Here is a 15651-nt window from a genome sequence, read left to right as displayed (position 1 = left end):
GTAATAGGGGCCCGGGATGCCGGAGGTCGGACAACTGTGTGTCATTCTGCTGTGTTCCGTGACGAACTGTGCAGGGCATCCCGATCTGGTTTTTGATGCCGGATGTCGTCCCGGGTCCGCGCATGACGCGGGTGGTCCCAGCTGGTCGCAGCGTGTCCCGGCAAGAACGCGCACAGCGCCGGATTGCCCCGTATTTCCCTTGGTTTCCCGCGGTGAAACGGCCCTTTCATGCCTTGCGGCGGCTCTGCTCTAGTGGTTGCCACGAGCCAACCGGCCCTGACTACGACACCGGAGAAAGACCACCATGACGAACCGACTCCTGCCCGCCAGAAGACTATCCGCCGCAGGAACAGCGGCTGCCGTGGCCGCCGCTGCGGCACTCTCGCTGGTCCTCTCGGGCTGCAGCGGCCAGGCCATTGCCGGGGCCGGGCCCGACGGCGGGACCGAGGTCAAGACCATCCGCTACCAGGGCTCACCCAACAATGTGGCGCTGCTGGAGGTGGCCGAGGACCTGGGCTACCTGGGGGACGTCAAGCTCGAATGGGTCAGCAACACCACCAGCGGCCCGCAAAGCATCCAATCAGTGGCCACTGAGCAGACGGACATCGGCGGCGCCTTCACCGGCGCGGTCATCAAGCTGATCGAGGCCGGCGCCCCCGTCCAGGCGGTCATCAACTACTACGGCGAGGACAAGGACACCTTCACCGGCTACTACGTCGAGGAAGGCAGCCCCATCCAGACCGCCAGGGACCTCATCGGCAAGAAGATCGCCGTCAACACCCTCGGCGCCCACCATGAGGCCGTGATCACCACGTACCTGAAAAACAGCGGCCTGACGCCGGAGGAGATCAAACAGGTGCAGCTGGTGGTGGTGCCACCCAACGAAACCGAGGTGGCCCTGCGCAAAAAGCAGGTGGACGTCGGCACCCTGGGCGGTGTCCTCCAGGACCGGGCGCTCGCAGAAGGCGGCATCCGGGCGCTGTTCACCGACGTCGGGGTCATCGGTGGACCGTTCGACGCCGGCCAGTACGTGCTGCGGAAGGACTTCCTCGCGAAGAACCCGGAGACCAGCCGCACCGTGGTCACGGGTGTGGCGAAGGCGATCGAGTGGGAGCGCACCACGCCCCGCGAACAGGTGATCGCCAAGTTTGAGGAGATCATCGCCAAGCGCGGCCGGAACGAAAGCACTGAGGCGCTCAAGTACTGGAAGAGCGTGGGCGTAGCGTCGCCCGGCGGCCGGATCCAGGACACGGACTTCACCCGCTGGGAGGACTACCTGAAGGGCGCCGGCGTCATCTCGGGAGACCTGGACACGGCCAGGCTTTACACCAACGACTTCAACCACCTCGGCCCGACCGCTCCGGCGGCAACAGCACCATCAGCCGGCCCTGCGTCGAAGGGATAGCCATGACTCCCAAGATCAGCCTGCACAACGTCACCAAGGAATTCACTGTCCGCCAGGGAAGGACGAAAGGAAACACCACGGGGCGCCGTGCCGGCCAGGCGGGCCCGCCGGTCCTCACCGCCCTGGAGAACCTCAGCCTCGACGTCGCCCCCGGCGAGTTCCTGACCCTTGTGGGTCCCAGCGGCTCCGGCAAGACCACCCTGCTGGACCTGCTGGCCGGACTGTCCAGGCCCACTTCCGGGAAGGTCCTCGTGGACGGGGCGGAAGTGGCAGGTCCCGGCAGGGACAGGGCGGTGGTCTTCCAGCAGTACGCGCTCTTTCCCTGGCGGACGGCGTCCGCGAACGTCTCCATCGGACTGGAAAACAAGGGCCTGTCCCGGAAACAGCGCGCCGAAGCGGCCTCCAGGTACTTGGACCTGGTGGGCCTCGCGGGGTTCGAGGACCGGTATCCGCATGAACTGTCCGGCGGCATGAAGCAGCGCGTGGCCATCGCCAGGAGCCTCGCCTATGAGCCGGACATACTCCTGATGGACGAACCGTTCGCGGCTCTGGACGCCCAGACCCGCGAGCAGCTGCAGGACGAGCTCCTCCGCATCTGGAAAGCCACCGGCAAGACCATCGTCTTCATCACCCACGGCATCGACGAGGCCGTCTACCTCGGCCAGCGCGTCGCGGTGCTCAGCGCCCGCCCGGGCCGGCTCAAAGCGGTCGTGGACATCGACATTCCGGACCGGGACGGCGACGCGGACGTCCGCTCGCACCCCTCCTTCGTGGAGCACCGGCACCAGGTCTGGTCCCTGCTGCATGACGAAGTCCGCCTGGCGCAGGACTCCGGCCACCGGAAGATCCTGCCGGACGGCTCCGCCCCGGATGAACAGCCCCTTGAAAGGAACGTTGCCTGATGAGCACTGTGCTGAGCCGACCCGCCGACGGGACTGCCGCCGTCGAACGTCCCCAAGGCCCTGCCGTACCAAAGCCACAGCCGGGGCCCTCCGGTGCGGAACGTCCGACGGCGTCACACCGGCTGGGTGCCATGGCGCACCGTGCCGGACGGGCCGGCTGGAAATCCCTGGCCGTGGTGCTGTTCCTGGCCCTGTGGGAGCTCGGACCGCAGTACCTCGCCGGTCCCTCCACGAGGGTTTTCCTGCCGCCGCTGCACGAAGTCCTGGCTGCAGGCGCCGGGTTGCTGGACACCGGCCAGCTGCAAAGCCACCTGCAGGCCAGCCTCACCAGGTCCGCGGCCGGGTTCGGCATTGCCGTGGTGCTGGCAGTTGCCCTGGGCCTGCTGATCGCCTGGTATGGGTGGCTGAACTCCTTCCTCAACCCATTGCTGGAACTCTTCCGCAACACGGCCACGCTTGCGCTGCTGCCGGTGTTCACGCTGCTGCTGGGGATCGGCGAGGAATCGAAGATCACGATTGTGGCCTACGCGGCCTTCTTCCCCGTCCTGCTCAACACCATCGCCGGGGTCAGGACCGTGGACCCGCTGCTGGTCCGGGCCGCAAAGTCACTGGGCCTCAACAGCTTCCGGCTGTTCCAGAAGGTCATCCTGCCCTCGGCGGTCCCCACGATCTTCACCGGGATCCGGATGGCCGGCACCTCCTCCATCCTGGTGCTCATCGCGGCTGAAATGGTGGGCGCCAAAGCGGGGCTGGGCTACCTGATCGTCAATGCGCAGGCCAGTTTCCTCATCCCGGACATGTACGCGGGCATCCTCACCGTCTCCGTCCTGGGGCTCCTGGTCAACGTCCTCCTCGTGGCCCTGGAACGCCACTTCTCCCGCTGGCGCACCGCCGTCGGCGCCGCCACCTGACCGCCGACCCTCCCACCAAACCACCAACCATCGAAAGGCAAGGAACACCATGACCGCCATAACCGAAACGAAGCTCGAATTCACCAAGCTCGGCTCCCGCATCGGCGCCGAAATCCGCGGCCTGGACCTCAGCGGGGACCTCAGCCCGGCAACCGTGGCCCAGATCCGGGAAGCCCTCAACGTGCACAAGGCCCTGGTCTTCCGCGAGGCCAACATACTGACCGACGAGGACCAGGTGAAGTTCGCCGGCCACTTCGGGCCCCTCACCAACGCCCACCCCACCGTGGCCTCGGTGGACGGAGAACCTGCCGTGCTGCCGGTGGACAGCGAGAACGGCAGCGCGAACAACTGGCACACGGATGTTACCTTCGTGGTCAATCCCCCGCAGGCGTCCACCCTGCGCAGCATCACCCTGCCTTCCTACGGCGGCGAGACCCTCATCGCCTCCTCAGCCGGCGCCTACCGGGACCTGCCCGACGAGCTGCGGAACTTCGCGGACACCCTGTGGGCCATCCACACCAACGATTACGACTACTCCCGGCCCAAGAACCTCGAACACGCCAACGCCGAGGAACGGCGCAAGGAGTTCACCCGGATCCACTTCGAGTCCGCCCACCCCGTGGTCCGGGTCCACCCGCTGACCGGGGAACGCGGGCTCTTCATTGGCGGCTTTGCCCAGCGGCTGCGCATCGTTGGCCTGTCCAACACGGAATCCAAGGACATCCTGCGCATCCTGCAGGCCTACATCACCCGGCCGGAAAACGTGGTGCGCGTGAACTGGGAGCCGAACCAGCTGGTCCTGTTCGACAACCGCATCACCCAGCATTACGCGCCGGGCAACTACGACGGGCAGCCGCGCAAGCTCAACCGCGTGACCATCGCCGGTGACATCCCGGTGGGGGCCGATGGACGCACCAGCACCTCCATCAAGGGTGACTCGTCCGCCTACTCGGAGACCGTCGTCGTACCCTGACCTGCCAACAAGAAGGTGCCCCTCCCGGCCAGCTGGCCGGGAGGGGCACCCCTTTTTGTGTTCTATGCCTTACCGGCGCTGTGTCAGCCGCGCAGGCACTGCTGGTACTGGAGCCAGGCGATGCCGTAGCGGATCCAGCCCAGGACGTCGTACCACTTGGCGGGCTTGGTGGGGGCCGTGCACGTGGGCGGCTGTGGAGCGGTGGCGGCCACCTGGACCCCGACGGTCAGCTTTGTGCCGGACTCCGCAGCGGTGAGCACCAGCGTCCCGGCACCCGCCGCGGCACCGGCCGGTACGGCGAGGCTGACGGTGGCTGCCCCGGAGGACACCGGAGCGGACCCCAGCTGGGTGGCCTGGCCGGCGGCGTCGGTAAACACTGCTGCCAGGGTTGTGTTGACCGGGCTGCCCAGTGACGTCAGGTCCAGCTTGGAGACGGCCAGGTTCACCGGTTCGCCGGGCTTGACCTCAGCTGTGGTGGTATTCACCACGGCGACCGAGCGGCGGGCGAAGTCCGGTGAGACGGGGCTGCTCTTCTGCAGGTAGCCAATCCAGGCGTCCCGGTCCACCAGCCCGGAGTCCCGGGTGTTGGTGCCTTCGGTGAAGGCCCGGAAGTTGTCACCGCCGGTTGCCAGGAAGCTGAACGTGCCCACCCGGTAGGACTTGGCAGGATCCAGGACCTCACCGTTGACCCGCACCGAGGTGATCCGGTCACCGGCGGCGCGGGCGGCGTCGTAGGTGTAGTTCACGTTCTTGGACAGGCCCAGCTGCAGGTAGGCGCGGCTGGGGACCGTGCCGTCCGCATTGGTCTGCCACTGCTGCTCCAACAGGGTCTTGAACTGCGCCCCCGTCAGGGAGGTGGTCCAGAGATTGTTCACAAACGGCAACACCGCATTCGCCTCGGCGTACGTGACGGTTCCGTCCGGGGCGTAGTACAGCTCATTGCGGAGGCCGCCGGGATTGACGACGCCGATCTCCGCACCGCCCAGTTCGGCCGGCTTCAGCGAATCGAGCAGGGAGTCGGCCACCAGGTTGCCCAGGGTGGACTCGCTGCCGCGGTCGTCGCGCTTGGCGGTGCCGGTGGCGTCGGTGCTGAAGGCGGTGGTGATGTCCTTGGTGACCGAACCGACGGGCTGGTTGCCCACCTCGGCTGCGGCTGCCAGGGCCTTCTGCACGATCGCATCGACCGCGGCCACGCGCGGGTAGGCCGCAATCAGGTCTGCCGCTGCATCCGTGGTCCGCTTGACGTTACCGGCCTTGTAACCGGTGACCTCCTTGGTGGCGGTGTCCACGGTCAGCTGGATCTGGCCCACGTTCTCCCCGTAGTTGCCTGTCTGCACGATGGGACGGGTCTTGCCCTCAACGCCGGGGACGGGCGCGTCCCAGGCGTATTCCTTGTGCGTGTGGCCGGTGAAGATGGCGTCAACGTCGACGGAGGTTTCGGTGACCAGCTTCGCGAACGGTCCGCCCGCTGCCACTTCCTGCTCCAGCGTGGAGCCTTCCACCACGCCCGAGCCGGCGCCGTCGTGGTTTTCCACGATGATGACGTCGGCCAGCTTGTCCGCCGTGATCTTCGCGGCCGCCCGGTTGATGGCGTCCACCGGGTCCCCGAACTCAAGGTCGGCGATGCCGGCCGGGGTCACCAGGGAGGGGACTTCCTGGGTGACGGTGCCGATGACGGCCACCTTGATGCCGTTCATGTCCAGCACCGTGTACTCCGGCAGGACCGGCTCCGTGGTGCCCTTCCGGTAGACGTTCGCTCCGAGGTACGGGAACTTGGCATTGGATCCGCCCGCAATGACGCGGTCGCGCAGATCTGCCCAGCCGCCGTCGAACTCGTGGTTGCCCACTGCGGAGGCCTTCAGCTCCAGGGCGTTCAGCACATCGATGGTGGGCTGGTCCTTGGCCACTGCCGAGGCGAACAGCGAGGCCCCGATGTTGTCGCCGGCGGAGAGGAATGCCGTAGCACCGGGAGCGGCCGCTGCGCGCAGCTTCTCGATGGTTCCGGCGAACTGGACGGTGTTGGAATCGATCCTGCCGTGGAAATCGTTGATGCCCAGGAAGTTCAGGTCAACGCTGGCAGGTGCGGACTTCAGGTTCAGGCCGACCACCACGGGGTCGTGGTCGCTGGCGCGGAACTGGTCCGGTGCGTAGTAGTTGGTGACGTTGTTGTTGTAGCGGCTGTATTCCAGGGCCACAGATTCAACGGAGTTGATGTTCCAGATGTCCGCGCCGGTCACCACGCCATTGGCGGCGGGGGAGGCCAGGATATGGTCCAGGGACCCCACCAGGCCGCCGAACAGGTAGGAGTGCTTGGCGGAGCCGTCGGCGTTCTTCGCCTTGTCGTCCTGGTTGACGTAGCCGGCGGCCGTCAGGACGTTGATGGGATCTTCCTTGCCATAAGAGTTGAAGTCACCGATCAGGAAGACTTTGTCGGTGCCTTTCGACTGCTGCAGGGAGGTGGCGAACTCCAGCAGCGACTTTGCCTGCGCCGTGCGTGCCAGGTTGGAGTTGCCCTGGCCCTGGTCGGTGTCGTCCGGCGTGGCGGGAGAACCCTTGGACTTGAAGTGGTTGGCGATGGCGATGAACTCGGTGCCGGCGCCGCCGCCCACGGGCTTGAAGACCTGGGCCAGCGGCTTGCGGGCGCTGGCGAAAGCGGTGGTGTCATTGTGGATGATGGATTCACCCACGGGTTCTGCGACGGCTTTCTTGTAGATGAAGGCGGTGCGGATCATGTCCTCATCGGCCAGCGGGGGTGCGTTCGCGGGGGAGCGCACATAGTCCCAGATGCCGGGCGTGGGAATGTTCAGCGCCTCGACGAGCTTGGCCAGGGCATCGTCCCGGCTCTTGCCGAACTGCGCGGAGTTTTCGATCTCCATGAGGGTGACCACGTCCGCGCCGGTCTTGCTGATCGCGGAGACGATCTTGTCCTGCTGGCGCTTGAAGTTCTCGGCGTTGGCCGCGCCGCGGGCATCGCAGCCGCCGCGGACCGTGATCGGGTTGCCCGCCCGGTCCTCGTAGTAGGTGCACCCGGCCAGGGTGTCACCGGTGGTGGGGAAGTAGTTAAGGACATTGAAGGAAGCGATCTTGACGTCGCCGCCCACCGGTGCGGGCGCCTCGGTGCGGGTGGCCCCGAAGCCGGCGGGCTGGACCGTGGCCTTGTTGGCGTCGGTGAGGTGGGTCAGCGGCTGCAGCTTCCACGAATTGTTCCCGTATCCCAGCACCACGTTGGTGGTGAACGTGACGGCGGATCCCACGCGGACGGGGTCCGTGGTGGTCAGGTACGGCAGCACTTCGGCCTTGGTGGCGGCGTCCTTGAGGAAGTTGGTGCTGGAGCCGTCGTCGAGCTTGATACCGCGGGCCGCGTTGTCCGCCACGGCGGCGTTGTACTCGTCCGAGCCGTACGGGGCGACGGCGGTGGGCTGCACCAGCGGGGTGGTGCCCCCGGCCAGGCCGATCTCGCCGTACTGGTTGAGGCTGTAATTATCTGTCACCGTCATGGGTCCCTGGGGTGCCAGGAGCATGCCTTCGAGCGATTCGCGGAAGGATTCCGTGGCGGGAAGGGTGAAGATCGTGGGCTTGACCTCCGGCGCGGCGTCAGTGAGCTTGGTGAGCCCCGCTGCGTCGGTGACGTTGACCTGGGTCATGCCGTAGTACTCGGCCACGGCACCGGTCACCTGGACGTAGTCGCCGGCCTGGACCGATCCAACGGTGGCGGGCGAGTAGACGAAGATGCCGTCCGATGCCGCGTGGTTCGTGGCCGTCAGGTCACCGCCGGTGCCCGGGGTCTGGATGTAGTAGCCGTTAAGGCCGCCGGTGGGGAACGCCGCGGTGACTTTGCCGCGGGTGGTCACGGTGGTTCCGGCCAGCGGGCTGGCGGTTCCGGTGCCCTGGATCTCGGCGATGGTCTTGACGGCCGGGTCCGGGGTGGGGTTGGGGTCCGGGACGTTACCGCCCGAGGAGGTCGGCGTGATCGTGGAGCTGAGGCTGAAGTCGGCGGCGTTGCTGTTGCTGTCCGCTCCGCCCGTCCTGTTCAGGCTCCTGACGTCAGTGTTGCTGGAGGGACCGGCAGCTACCCGGGTTTCAAACGTGTTGGACGTCCCGTAGCCGAGGAGGTCCGCCACACCCTCGGTTTCCACCACGGAACCGGTGGAAAGTGCGACGGCGGCGGGCTGCTTGGCGAGCACGATCGTTCCGGTGGTGCCGCTCGGGTTGAGGGAGGTGGCAACGTCCGGCTTGGGGAGGTCCGCGCCGGCGGTTCCGTTGCTGCCGCCCTGGATCAGGTAGTGGCCCTTGGCGGGTATGGAGCCGGACAGGGCGGCGACCCCGTTGGGCGCGCCGGTGCCGGTGGCGGAACGGTACTGGATGGACCAGCCGTCCAGTGAGACCGGGGCGTCGGAGGTGTTGTAGAGCTCCACGAACTTGTTCTTGTACGCGGCGCCGCTGCTGCCGCCGCTCAGGTAGGCCTCGTTGATGACAACGGGCGAACTGCCGGCCGCGGCTGAGACCTCCGCGGCCGGCTGGTCAGCGAGCGCGGGCACTGCCCCCAGCGGCGCTGCGATGAGCCCCGCTGACAGCGCCGTGCCCAGCGCTAATTTCCAAGGTGTTTGATGCATCCGCTCTTACTTTCATGAGGTTGTCCCCGGTAGGGGACCCATTGGAGTATGTCCGGGTTGTACCGATCGGACCGGGGCCCGGACCCTGCTCCTGGTCAAGTGGTTGTCCGGCACATCCCAACAGCACTGAATGAACGCAAGGTGGCCAGCGCGTGCATTCGGCGGACCGGTCCCCAGCGGAGCGGCCCGTCCACCGTCCCGGAGCGCCCTTGGCCCCGGCTCGGGTGATGCCATTGCGGTGGCCGGCATCCTTCCGGATGTGCCGGCCATCACAAACAATACCGGCCGGTAGCAAGGTGTTCCGGCCGGTACCGCGTTGTTTTTACGTGCTGACTGCCGGCAGCGCCGCCTGCCGCGGAATCCTTCAGCCCTGTGGTGCCTGGCTGGAGATGATCTTGAAGGTGGCTCCGGTGGGATCGGCCAGCATGGCCACCCGGCCGAAGTCACTGTCAGCCGGCCCATCAAGGACGGTGGCACCCATGGCGGTGGCTTTATTGATGGCGGCGTCCGTGTCCTCAACGGCGAAGTAGACCTGCCAGTGGGAGGGCACCTCCGCGGGCAGGTACCCGGACGCGTCCATGATTCCGGCCTGTGCCGACATGCCGGACCCCAGGGTGGTGTACCGGAACCCGGGGGCGTCGCTCATGACCTCGGTGTCCCAGCCGAAGACGTCCTGGTAGAACCGGACGGCGGTTTCGTAGTCCTTGGCATGCAGTTCGTGCCACGCCGCCGTGCCCGGCTCGGCCACCACTTCGTATCCGACCATTTCACCGGGCTGCCAGGCGCCGATGACGGCGCCGGACGGGTCACCGAACATTGCCATGCGGCCCTGCTCCGGGACATCCATCGACGGCATGTGGACCTGCCCGCCGTGGGCGGCGACCGCCTCCGCCGTGGCCGCGGCGTCCACGGTGCGAAGATAGGTGGACCACATATCCGGCATGCCCGCCATGGTGTCATCCTTCTGCATGAGTCCGGCTGCGGGTTGACCGTCTTTCCTGGCGACGACATACCCGCCGTACTTCTCCTGGTCGCCCGCTTCGAACTCCCACCCGAACAGCTCTCCGTAGAACCTGCGGGCGGTGTCGATGTCGGCGGTCATCAGGTCAATCCAGCACGGGGCTCCGGGCGTCGGTACGGGGCTGGGCATCGTTGTCTCCTGTCGCAGGGGTGCTGTCCGGATGGAACACCTTGACCCTACGTTCGGGCGCTGACAACGTTCAACGGATTTTCGAAGGAGTCCCGGAACTGCGCAGCATGCCGCGCTTAAAGCGGAGGACCCCCGCCCGCCGGGTGCGGCGTGCGGGGGTCCTGATCGCGGAAGGTAAGAGATTCGAACTCTTGGTACGGGGTTACCGCACACTGGTTTTCAAGACCAGCTCCTTCGGCCGCTCGGACAACCTTCCTCAACGAGTAGTGTTTCATAGGCACTTGCCTGCAACAAAACACGGCAGGCAAGGTGCAGCGGTGCACACTGGTTGCAGCGGGTATTGAGTCAGGAACAGGGAGTGGTCCATGAAAGCCGTCTACATCTCCAAGCCGGGGGGACCGGAAGTGCTGGAGGTGCGCGAGGTCGAGGCGCCGGTGCCTGGCCAGGGCGAGGTGCTGATCGACGTCGTGGCGGCCGGACTGAACCGGGCAGACGTCCAGCAGCGCCGCGGGTTCTATCCTCCGCCGCCCGGCGCATCGGAGATTCCCGGCCTGGAGGTCTCCGGCCGGATCGCCGGCTTCGGCCCCGGCGTCACCAAGCCATTCTCGGTGGGCGACAAAGTGGTGGCGCTGCTCGCAGGCGGCGGCTATGCCCAGCAGGTGGCGGTCCCTGCCGAGCAGGTGTTGCGTCTGCCTGAGGGCGTTGACCTGGTCACGGCCGCGTCCCTCCCGGAAGTGGCGGCCACCGTCTACTCGAACCTGGTCATGACCGCCCAGCTTCAGCCCGGCGAGACGGTCCTCATCCACGGCGCCACGGGCGGAATCGGCACCATGGCCATCCAGCTGGCCAAGGCCTACGGGGCCAAGGTGGCCACCACCGCGGGGACTGAGGAGAAAGTCAGCACCGCCAAAGCCTTCCTGGGTGCGGACATCGCCATCAACTACGCCGAAGAGGACTTTCCGGAGAGCCTGCGCCGGCAAAACGGAGGCAAGGGCGCGGACGTCATCCTTGACGTGGTGGGCGCCAAGTACTTGAAGCAGAACATCGACGCGCTCGCCAAATACGGCCGCCTGGTGGTGATCGGCCTGCAGGGCGGCACGAAGGGTGAACTGGACCTCGGCGAACTCCTGAAAAAGCGCGCCGCGGTGGTGGCCACGGCCCTCCGCCCCCGGCCGGTGTCGGAGAAAGGCGCCATCATGAACGAGGTGCGCGACCATGTCTGGCCCCTCGTGGCGGAGGGTAGGATCCAGCCACTGGTGGCCAGGACGTTCCCGCTCGACCAGGCGGGCGCCGCCCATGAGTATTTCGACAGCGGCGACCATGTGGGCAAAGTCCTGCTGGTCATGTAGCGCCCCGATAGATACTGAGTATTGCTTGCTGGGCGCCGACAGGCTAGGCTCGACTATACGCGGTATGCACAGGTCTTGGGGGCCTGTGCATACCGGCAATGACTGAGCCCGGGGGAGCACCATGTCGATACGCCACAGCCTCCTCGCCCTGCTGCAGGACCAGCCGCGCTACGGCTACCAGCTGCGGGTCGAGTTCGAAAACCGCACAGGGTCCACGTGGCCCCTCAACATCGGCCAGGTGTATACCACCTTGGACCGGCTGGAGCGCGACGGCCTGGTGGCCAGGGAGGGTGACGACGGCGGCGGACACGTGGTCTACAGCATCACCGCCGAGGGCGCCTCGGAAGTGCAGAATTGGTTCGCGGCCCCGGTGGAACGGAACAACCCGCCCCGGAACGAGCTCGCCATCAAGCTGGCGCTCGCCGTCACCTTGCCCGGCGTGGACGTCCAGGCCATCATCCAGGCGCAGCGGGTGGCCTCCATCAGGGCGCTCCAGGATTACACGAAGGCACGCCGCGACACCGCAGCCAACCAGCGCACGGCGGACACCGCATGGCTCCTGGTCCTTGACTCGCTGATCTTCCAGACGGAGGCCGAGGTCCGCTGGTTGGATCTTTGCGAAGCGAGGATGGTCCAGCAGGCCCAGTCCGCCGGCCCCGGGGCCGTCCGCAAAACGTCCAACGGGGTCACGGAAGACGCCGCCCCGCTCACCACGGAAACCCGCCGGTGAGCGTCAAGGGACCGCAGCAGGTCCTTGAACTGGCCAAGGTCAGTCGCACCTTCGGGCAGGGCGCTACCGCGGTCGCCGCCCTCAGGGACGTGGACCTCACCATTGCCGCCGGCGAATTCGTCGCGGTCATGGGTCCGTCCGGCTCCGGAAAATCCTCCCTGCTGGCGCTGGCCGGCGGACTGGACCGGCCGACGTCGGGCGGGGTCTTCGTGGAGTCGACGCCGCTTGCCGGACTCGGCCTGAACGAGCTGGCCAGGCTGCGGCGGCGTGCTGTGGGCTACGTCTTCCAGGACTTCAACCTGGTCCCCACACTTACCGCGGCCGAGAACGTGGCGCTTCCACTGGAACTGGACGGGACGGCGGCACGGAAAGCGGGGCGCCAGGCGCTGGATGCCCTCCGCCAGGTGGGCATCCCGGAGCTTGCCGACCGGTTCATGGACCAGATGTCCGGGGGCCAGCAGCAGCGCGTCGCCATCGCCCGGGCCATTGTCGGCCAGCGCCGGCTGATCCTCGCGGATGAGCCCACCGGGGCACTGGACTCCACCACCGGCCACGGCGTCATGGAGGTCCTCCGCGCCAGGGCAGACGCCGGGGCCGCCGTCATGCTGGTCACCCATGAAGCACGGCACGCGGCGTGGGCGGACCGGGTGGTCTTCCTGCGGGACGGACGGATCGTGGACCAGGCCGCGGCCATGCATGATCCCACCTTCCTCCTCACCCAGGCGGGACTCTGATGCCTGACGGGCACCCGGCGCTTGACCTCGCCCCGGCCCGCGGCGCCCGTCGCAGCAGTTTCCGCATCGCCGCAAGAATGGCCAGGCGGGACATCCTCCGGCACAAGGGCCGTTCCCTCCTGATCATCCTCCTGATCATGCTGCCTGTGGCCGGAATGAGCGGCGCGGCCACCCTTTACCAGAGCTCGCTGCGCACTCCGGCGGAGATCGTCCGGTACGAACTGGGCAACACCCAGGCCAGGTACGCCATGCTGCCGGTCCCCAACGGCGAATCGCTCCAGGACCCGCTGAACGACACCATCGTGGCCTCCAGTACGGGGGAGCTTGACCAGGACTTTCGGCCCAGCCCGCCGGAAGACCTGCTGCCGGACGGTTACGAGGTCCTGCCGTTGCGGCAGCTGAAGCTGACAGCCACGGCAGGCGACGCCGCGGTACCCCTCCAGGGCCGGCAGGTGGACGCCCTCCATCCCGCCTTTGAAGGAAAGTTCACCCTCCTCGAGGGACGTGCGCCCGCCACCGGAGACGAGGTCCTGGTTTCGCCCGGCCTGATCGAGCGCTTCGCCCTCTCCTTCGGGGAGGAATTTACGACGTCGGCGGGAACCTTCGTGCCGGTCGGCACCATCCGTGACGCGGACGCGTCTGACCGCAACAGCATTCTGTACCTTCGCCAGGGCCAGGGGCCCGCGGCGCTGGGCCAGGGAGACGCTTCTCCGCAGTCCGTCTCCTACTACCTCGCAGGCGCGGCGCCGGTCACGTGGGAGCAGGTCCGCGCCGCCAACAGCCGCGGCGTGGGGGTGCTGTCCCGCAGCGTTGTGCTGAGCCCGCCGCCGCCCGACGAACAGACCGTGCCGGGTGCCATACAGGCCGGAACCCCGTCGGAACAGGTGGCCGCGTACGGCACCTTCGGCCTGGTGGGTGCCCTCGCGCTGCTGGAGGTGGGCCTCCTTGCCGGCGCCGCTTTCGCCGTCGGCGCCAAGAACCAGGTTCGTGAACTCGCGTTGCTGGCGGCGTCCGGAGCCGAAGCGCCCACCATCCGGGCCGTCGTCACCGCAAGCGGGCTCTGGCTGGGCGGGGCGGCCGTTGCGTCCGGCGCCGTTGCCGGCGTGGGAGCTGCGGCGGTGGTGGTCTGGTGGGTCCGCTCCACGGGGTCGGCCCGCCTGGCGGGAGTGCACCCGGATCCGCTGCTGACGGGGACCGCCATGGCAATGGGGCTCGCTGCTTGCCTTCTCGCCGCGCTGGCACCCGCCAACCGCGTGGCCCGGCAGGCCCTGGTGGGTGCACTGAAGTCCGGTCGGGCCCCGGCGGCGGGCGGAAAACGGACAACCCTTACCGGAGCGGTCCTGCTGCCGGTAGCTGCCGGACTGTTGGCAGCGGGGTGGCTGGTGGCGCAGTCCGCGGCGGATCCGGACGAACGCGCGCGGCAGGCCGGTCTGGTTTCCTCGCTGCTGGCGGGAGGAGCCGTCCTGGGAGTCGTGGCACTGGTGCTGCTGACCGGGTGGCTGACCACAGGTTTGACGCCCCGTACCGGGAGCCTTCCGTTGGCTCTTCGGATGGCAGCCCGGGACTCCGCCAGGAACAGGGGGCGGACGGTGCCTGCTGTCGCGGCTGTGCTCGCTGCCGCTACGCTGGCGAGTGCCGCCCTGGTACTGTCCGCCAGCCAGCAAGCGGGGCAGCGGCTTTCGCATTCGTGGAGCGCCCTGGAGAACCAGGCGTACCTGCCGCTCAGCCTTGCCCAGCCGCCGCAGGCCGACGGGACGATTCCGCCAGCCATCACCGCCAACCCGGAGCACCTCTCAACTGCCGTCTCGGGAGCACTGGACAGTGTGTCCTGGACCAGAACCGTCACCACGCCCGCGCCGGTGCGGAATTGCGGCTTCGGTGAAGGCGCCGGTCCTGCCGGCCAGGTGACAACGGACGTGTCCAATTGCCTCCAATATTCGCTGGCCAGACCGGCGGGCCAGGCATGTCCGCTCACCGCGCAGCGGCGCGTGGTGGACCCGGACGACTGGCGGTGCCGCGGATCGATGGCATGGGACCAGGGATCCGACAGGTCCATTCTGGTGGGAGGCGCTGAGGACATCCGGGCCATGTTTGGGCGGGAAGCAGGTGCGGACGCGGTCGCCGCCCTGAACGCCGGCGCCATGGTGGTGACGAACCCTGTCTTCATTCGGGACGGGAAAGTCGAGTTGCAGGGGCAGGACGTGCGCACGCAGCAGGGGTCCCCGGACGGCTCCGTGGTCCATGACACTGTCAGCAGCACCGTTCTGGAGGCAGTGACTCTGGAACCTTCCGTGGCCGTGCCGTACTACGGCATCGTCTCCCCGGCCACGGCCCACAGGTTGAACCTTGCCCCGGAAGCCGCCGGATTGGCGGTCCAGCTCAGCCGGGCCCCGTCGGCGGCCGAGGTCGACGCCGTCACCGGTGCCATCGCAGGTGTCTTCGGGCAGCCCGGCATCGGATTCTGGGCCGAGCCGGGAGTACCGAAGGACCAGGCCTGGATGGGCTGGCTGATCGTGGCGGTCAGTGCCCTGGTCACCTTCAGCGCAGCCGGAATCACCACCGGGCTGTCGCTGGCCGACGCCCGCACCGACCATGCCACGCTTGCCGGCGTCGGTGCCGCGCCCCGGCTGCGGAAGGCCCTTGCCGCTTCGCAGGCCTTGTTCACCGCAGGGCTCGGCGCCGTGCTGGGAACCCTGGCAGGTGCGGTGCCCGCAGTGCTGATCGTGGTGTCCACGGACCTGCGGACGGCTTTGGACGTTCCCTGGCTGCCCCTCGCCGCCATGGTGGCGGCGGTTCCGGTGACCGCCTCGGCCCTGGCCTGGGCCTTCACCCGGGTGGCCCTCCCCATGACCCGGCGGGCACCCGGCGGCTGAGTGGACCGGAT

At 67.7% G+C, this 15651-nt stretch carries 10 protein-coding genes and 1 tRNA gene; 8 read left to right on the top strand and 3 right to left on the bottom strand.

The window, feature by feature from the left end; genetic code table 11:
- Positions 1-304: 304 nt before the first annotated feature.
- The 4 genes from AS031_RS14175 to AS031_RS14160 are packed head-to-tail and all read left to right on the top strand — an operon-like array spanning position 305 to position 4191.
- Positions 305-1405 carry an ABC transporter substrate-binding protein gene (locus tag AS031_RS14175; protein ID WP_058268814.1) on the top strand — a complete coding sequence of 367 codons (1101 nt, stop codon included), beginning with the start codon at positions 305-307 and terminating at the stop codon, positions 1403-1405.
- A gap of 2 nt (positions 1406-1407) precedes the next feature.
- Positions 1408-2307 (top strand): ABC transporter ATP-binding protein, encoded by a 900-nt coding sequence (locus AS031_RS14170; protein ID WP_058268813.1) that lies wholly within the window; start codon positions 1408-1410, stop codon positions 2305-2307.
- Complete coding sequence (locus AS031_RS14165) at positions 2307-3218, top strand: ABC transporter permease (protein WP_058268812.1); 912 nt, start codon at positions 2307-2309, stop codon at positions 3216-3218. The genes AS031_RS14170 and AS031_RS14165 overlap by 1 nt, the downstream gene beginning before the upstream one ends.
- 49 nt (positions 3219-3267) lie before the next feature.
- Positions 3268-4191 (top strand): TauD/TfdA dioxygenase family protein, encoded by a 924-nt coding sequence (locus tag AS031_RS14160; RefSeq protein ID WP_058268811.1) that lies wholly within the window; start codon positions 3268-3270, stop codon positions 4189-4191.
- A gap of 83 nt (positions 4192-4274) precedes the next feature.
- On the opposite strand, the gene AS031_RS14155 is transcribed toward AS031_RS14160, so the two are convergent.
- The 3 genes from AS031_RS14155 to AS031_RS14145 form a co-directional block, all read right to left on the bottom strand.
- Positions 4275-8804, bottom strand: a complete 4530-nt coding sequence (locus AS031_RS14155; protein ID WP_058268810.1) for an ExeM/NucH family extracellular endonuclease — start codon at positions 8802-8804, stop codon at positions 4275-4277.
- Positions 8805-9168: 364 nt separating this feature from the next.
- Positions 9169-9954, bottom strand: a complete 786-nt coding sequence (locus tag AS031_RS14150) for a VOC family protein (protein ID WP_058268809.1) — start codon at positions 9952-9954, stop codon at positions 9169-9171.
- A gap of 168 nt (positions 9955-10122) precedes the next feature.
- Positions 10123-10210 (bottom strand) — tRNA-Ser (locus tag AS031_RS14145).
- A gap of 109 nt (positions 10211-10319) precedes the next feature.
- Here AS031_RS14145 and AS031_RS14140 point away from each other — a divergent pair.
- The 4 genes from AS031_RS14140 (at position 10320) to AS031_RS14125 (ending at position 15640) form a co-directional block, all read left to right on the top strand.
- Positions 10320-11303, top strand: a complete 984-nt coding sequence (locus tag AS031_RS14140) for an NAD(P)H-quinone oxidoreductase (RefSeq protein ID WP_058268808.1) — start codon at positions 10320-10322, stop codon at positions 11301-11303.
- Between the two features lie 121 nt (positions 11304-11424).
- A complete protein-coding gene (locus AS031_RS14135; RefSeq protein ID WP_058268807.1) occupies positions 11425-12033 on the top strand; it encodes a PadR family transcriptional regulator in 609 nt (202 codons plus the stop codon).
- The gene (locus AS031_RS14130) at positions 12030-12767 is read left to right on the top strand and encodes an ABC transporter ATP-binding protein (protein ID WP_058268806.1); all 738 of its coding nucleotides are present in this window, start codon (positions 12030-12032) and stop codon (positions 12765-12767) included. Before AS031_RS14135 ends, AS031_RS14130 begins: the two co-directional genes overlap by 4 nt.
- On the top strand, positions 12767-15640 hold the full coding sequence (locus AS031_RS14125) for an FtsX-like permease family protein (RefSeq protein ID WP_058268805.1): 2874 nt from the start codon (positions 12767-12769) through the stop codon (positions 15638-15640). Before AS031_RS14130 ends, AS031_RS14125 begins: the two co-directional genes overlap by 1 nt.
- Positions 15641-15651 lie beyond the last annotated feature (11 nt).

This window comes from Pseudarthrobacter enclensis (assembly GCF_001457025.1).
GTDB lineage: Bacteria > Actinomycetota > Actinomycetes > Actinomycetales > Micrococcaceae > Arthrobacter > Arthrobacter enclensis.
The sequence above is the reverse complement of the archived record's forward strand: the minus strand, read 5'-3'. Positions and strand labels throughout refer to the sequence as shown.

Coding starts and splice junctions, on each gene's coding strand:
- AS031_RS14175 (WP_058268814.1), top strand. CDS start 305: ATGACGAACCGACTCCTGCCCGCCAGAAGACTATCCGCCGCAGGAACA.
- AS031_RS14170 (WP_058268813.1), top strand. CDS start 1,408: ATGACTCCCAAGATCAGCCTGCACAACGTCACCAAGGAATTCACTGTC.
- AS031_RS14165 (WP_058268812.1), top strand. CDS start 2,307: ATGAGCACTGTGCTGAGCCGACCCGCCGACGGGACTGCCGCCGTCGAA.
- AS031_RS14160 (WP_058268811.1), top strand. CDS start 3,268: ATGACCGCCATAACCGAAACGAAGCTCGAATTCACCAAGCTCGGCTCC.
- AS031_RS14155 (WP_058268810.1), bottom strand. CDS start 8,804: ATGCATCAAACACCTTGGAAATTAGCGCTGGGCACGGCGCTGTCAGCG.
- AS031_RS14150 (WP_058268809.1), bottom strand. CDS start 9,954: ATGCCCAGCCCCGTACCGACGCCCGGAGCCCCGTGCTGGATTGACCTG.
- AS031_RS14140 (WP_058268808.1), top strand. CDS start 10,320: ATGAAAGCCGTCTACATCTCCAAGCCGGGGGGACCGGAAGTGCTGGAG.
- AS031_RS14135 (WP_058268807.1), top strand. CDS start 11,425: ATGTCGATACGCCACAGCCTCCTCGCCCTGCTGCAGGACCAGCCGCGC.
- AS031_RS14125 (WP_058268805.1), top strand. CDS start 12,767: ATGCCTGACGGGCACCCGGCGCTTGACCTCGCCCCGGCCCGCGGCGCC.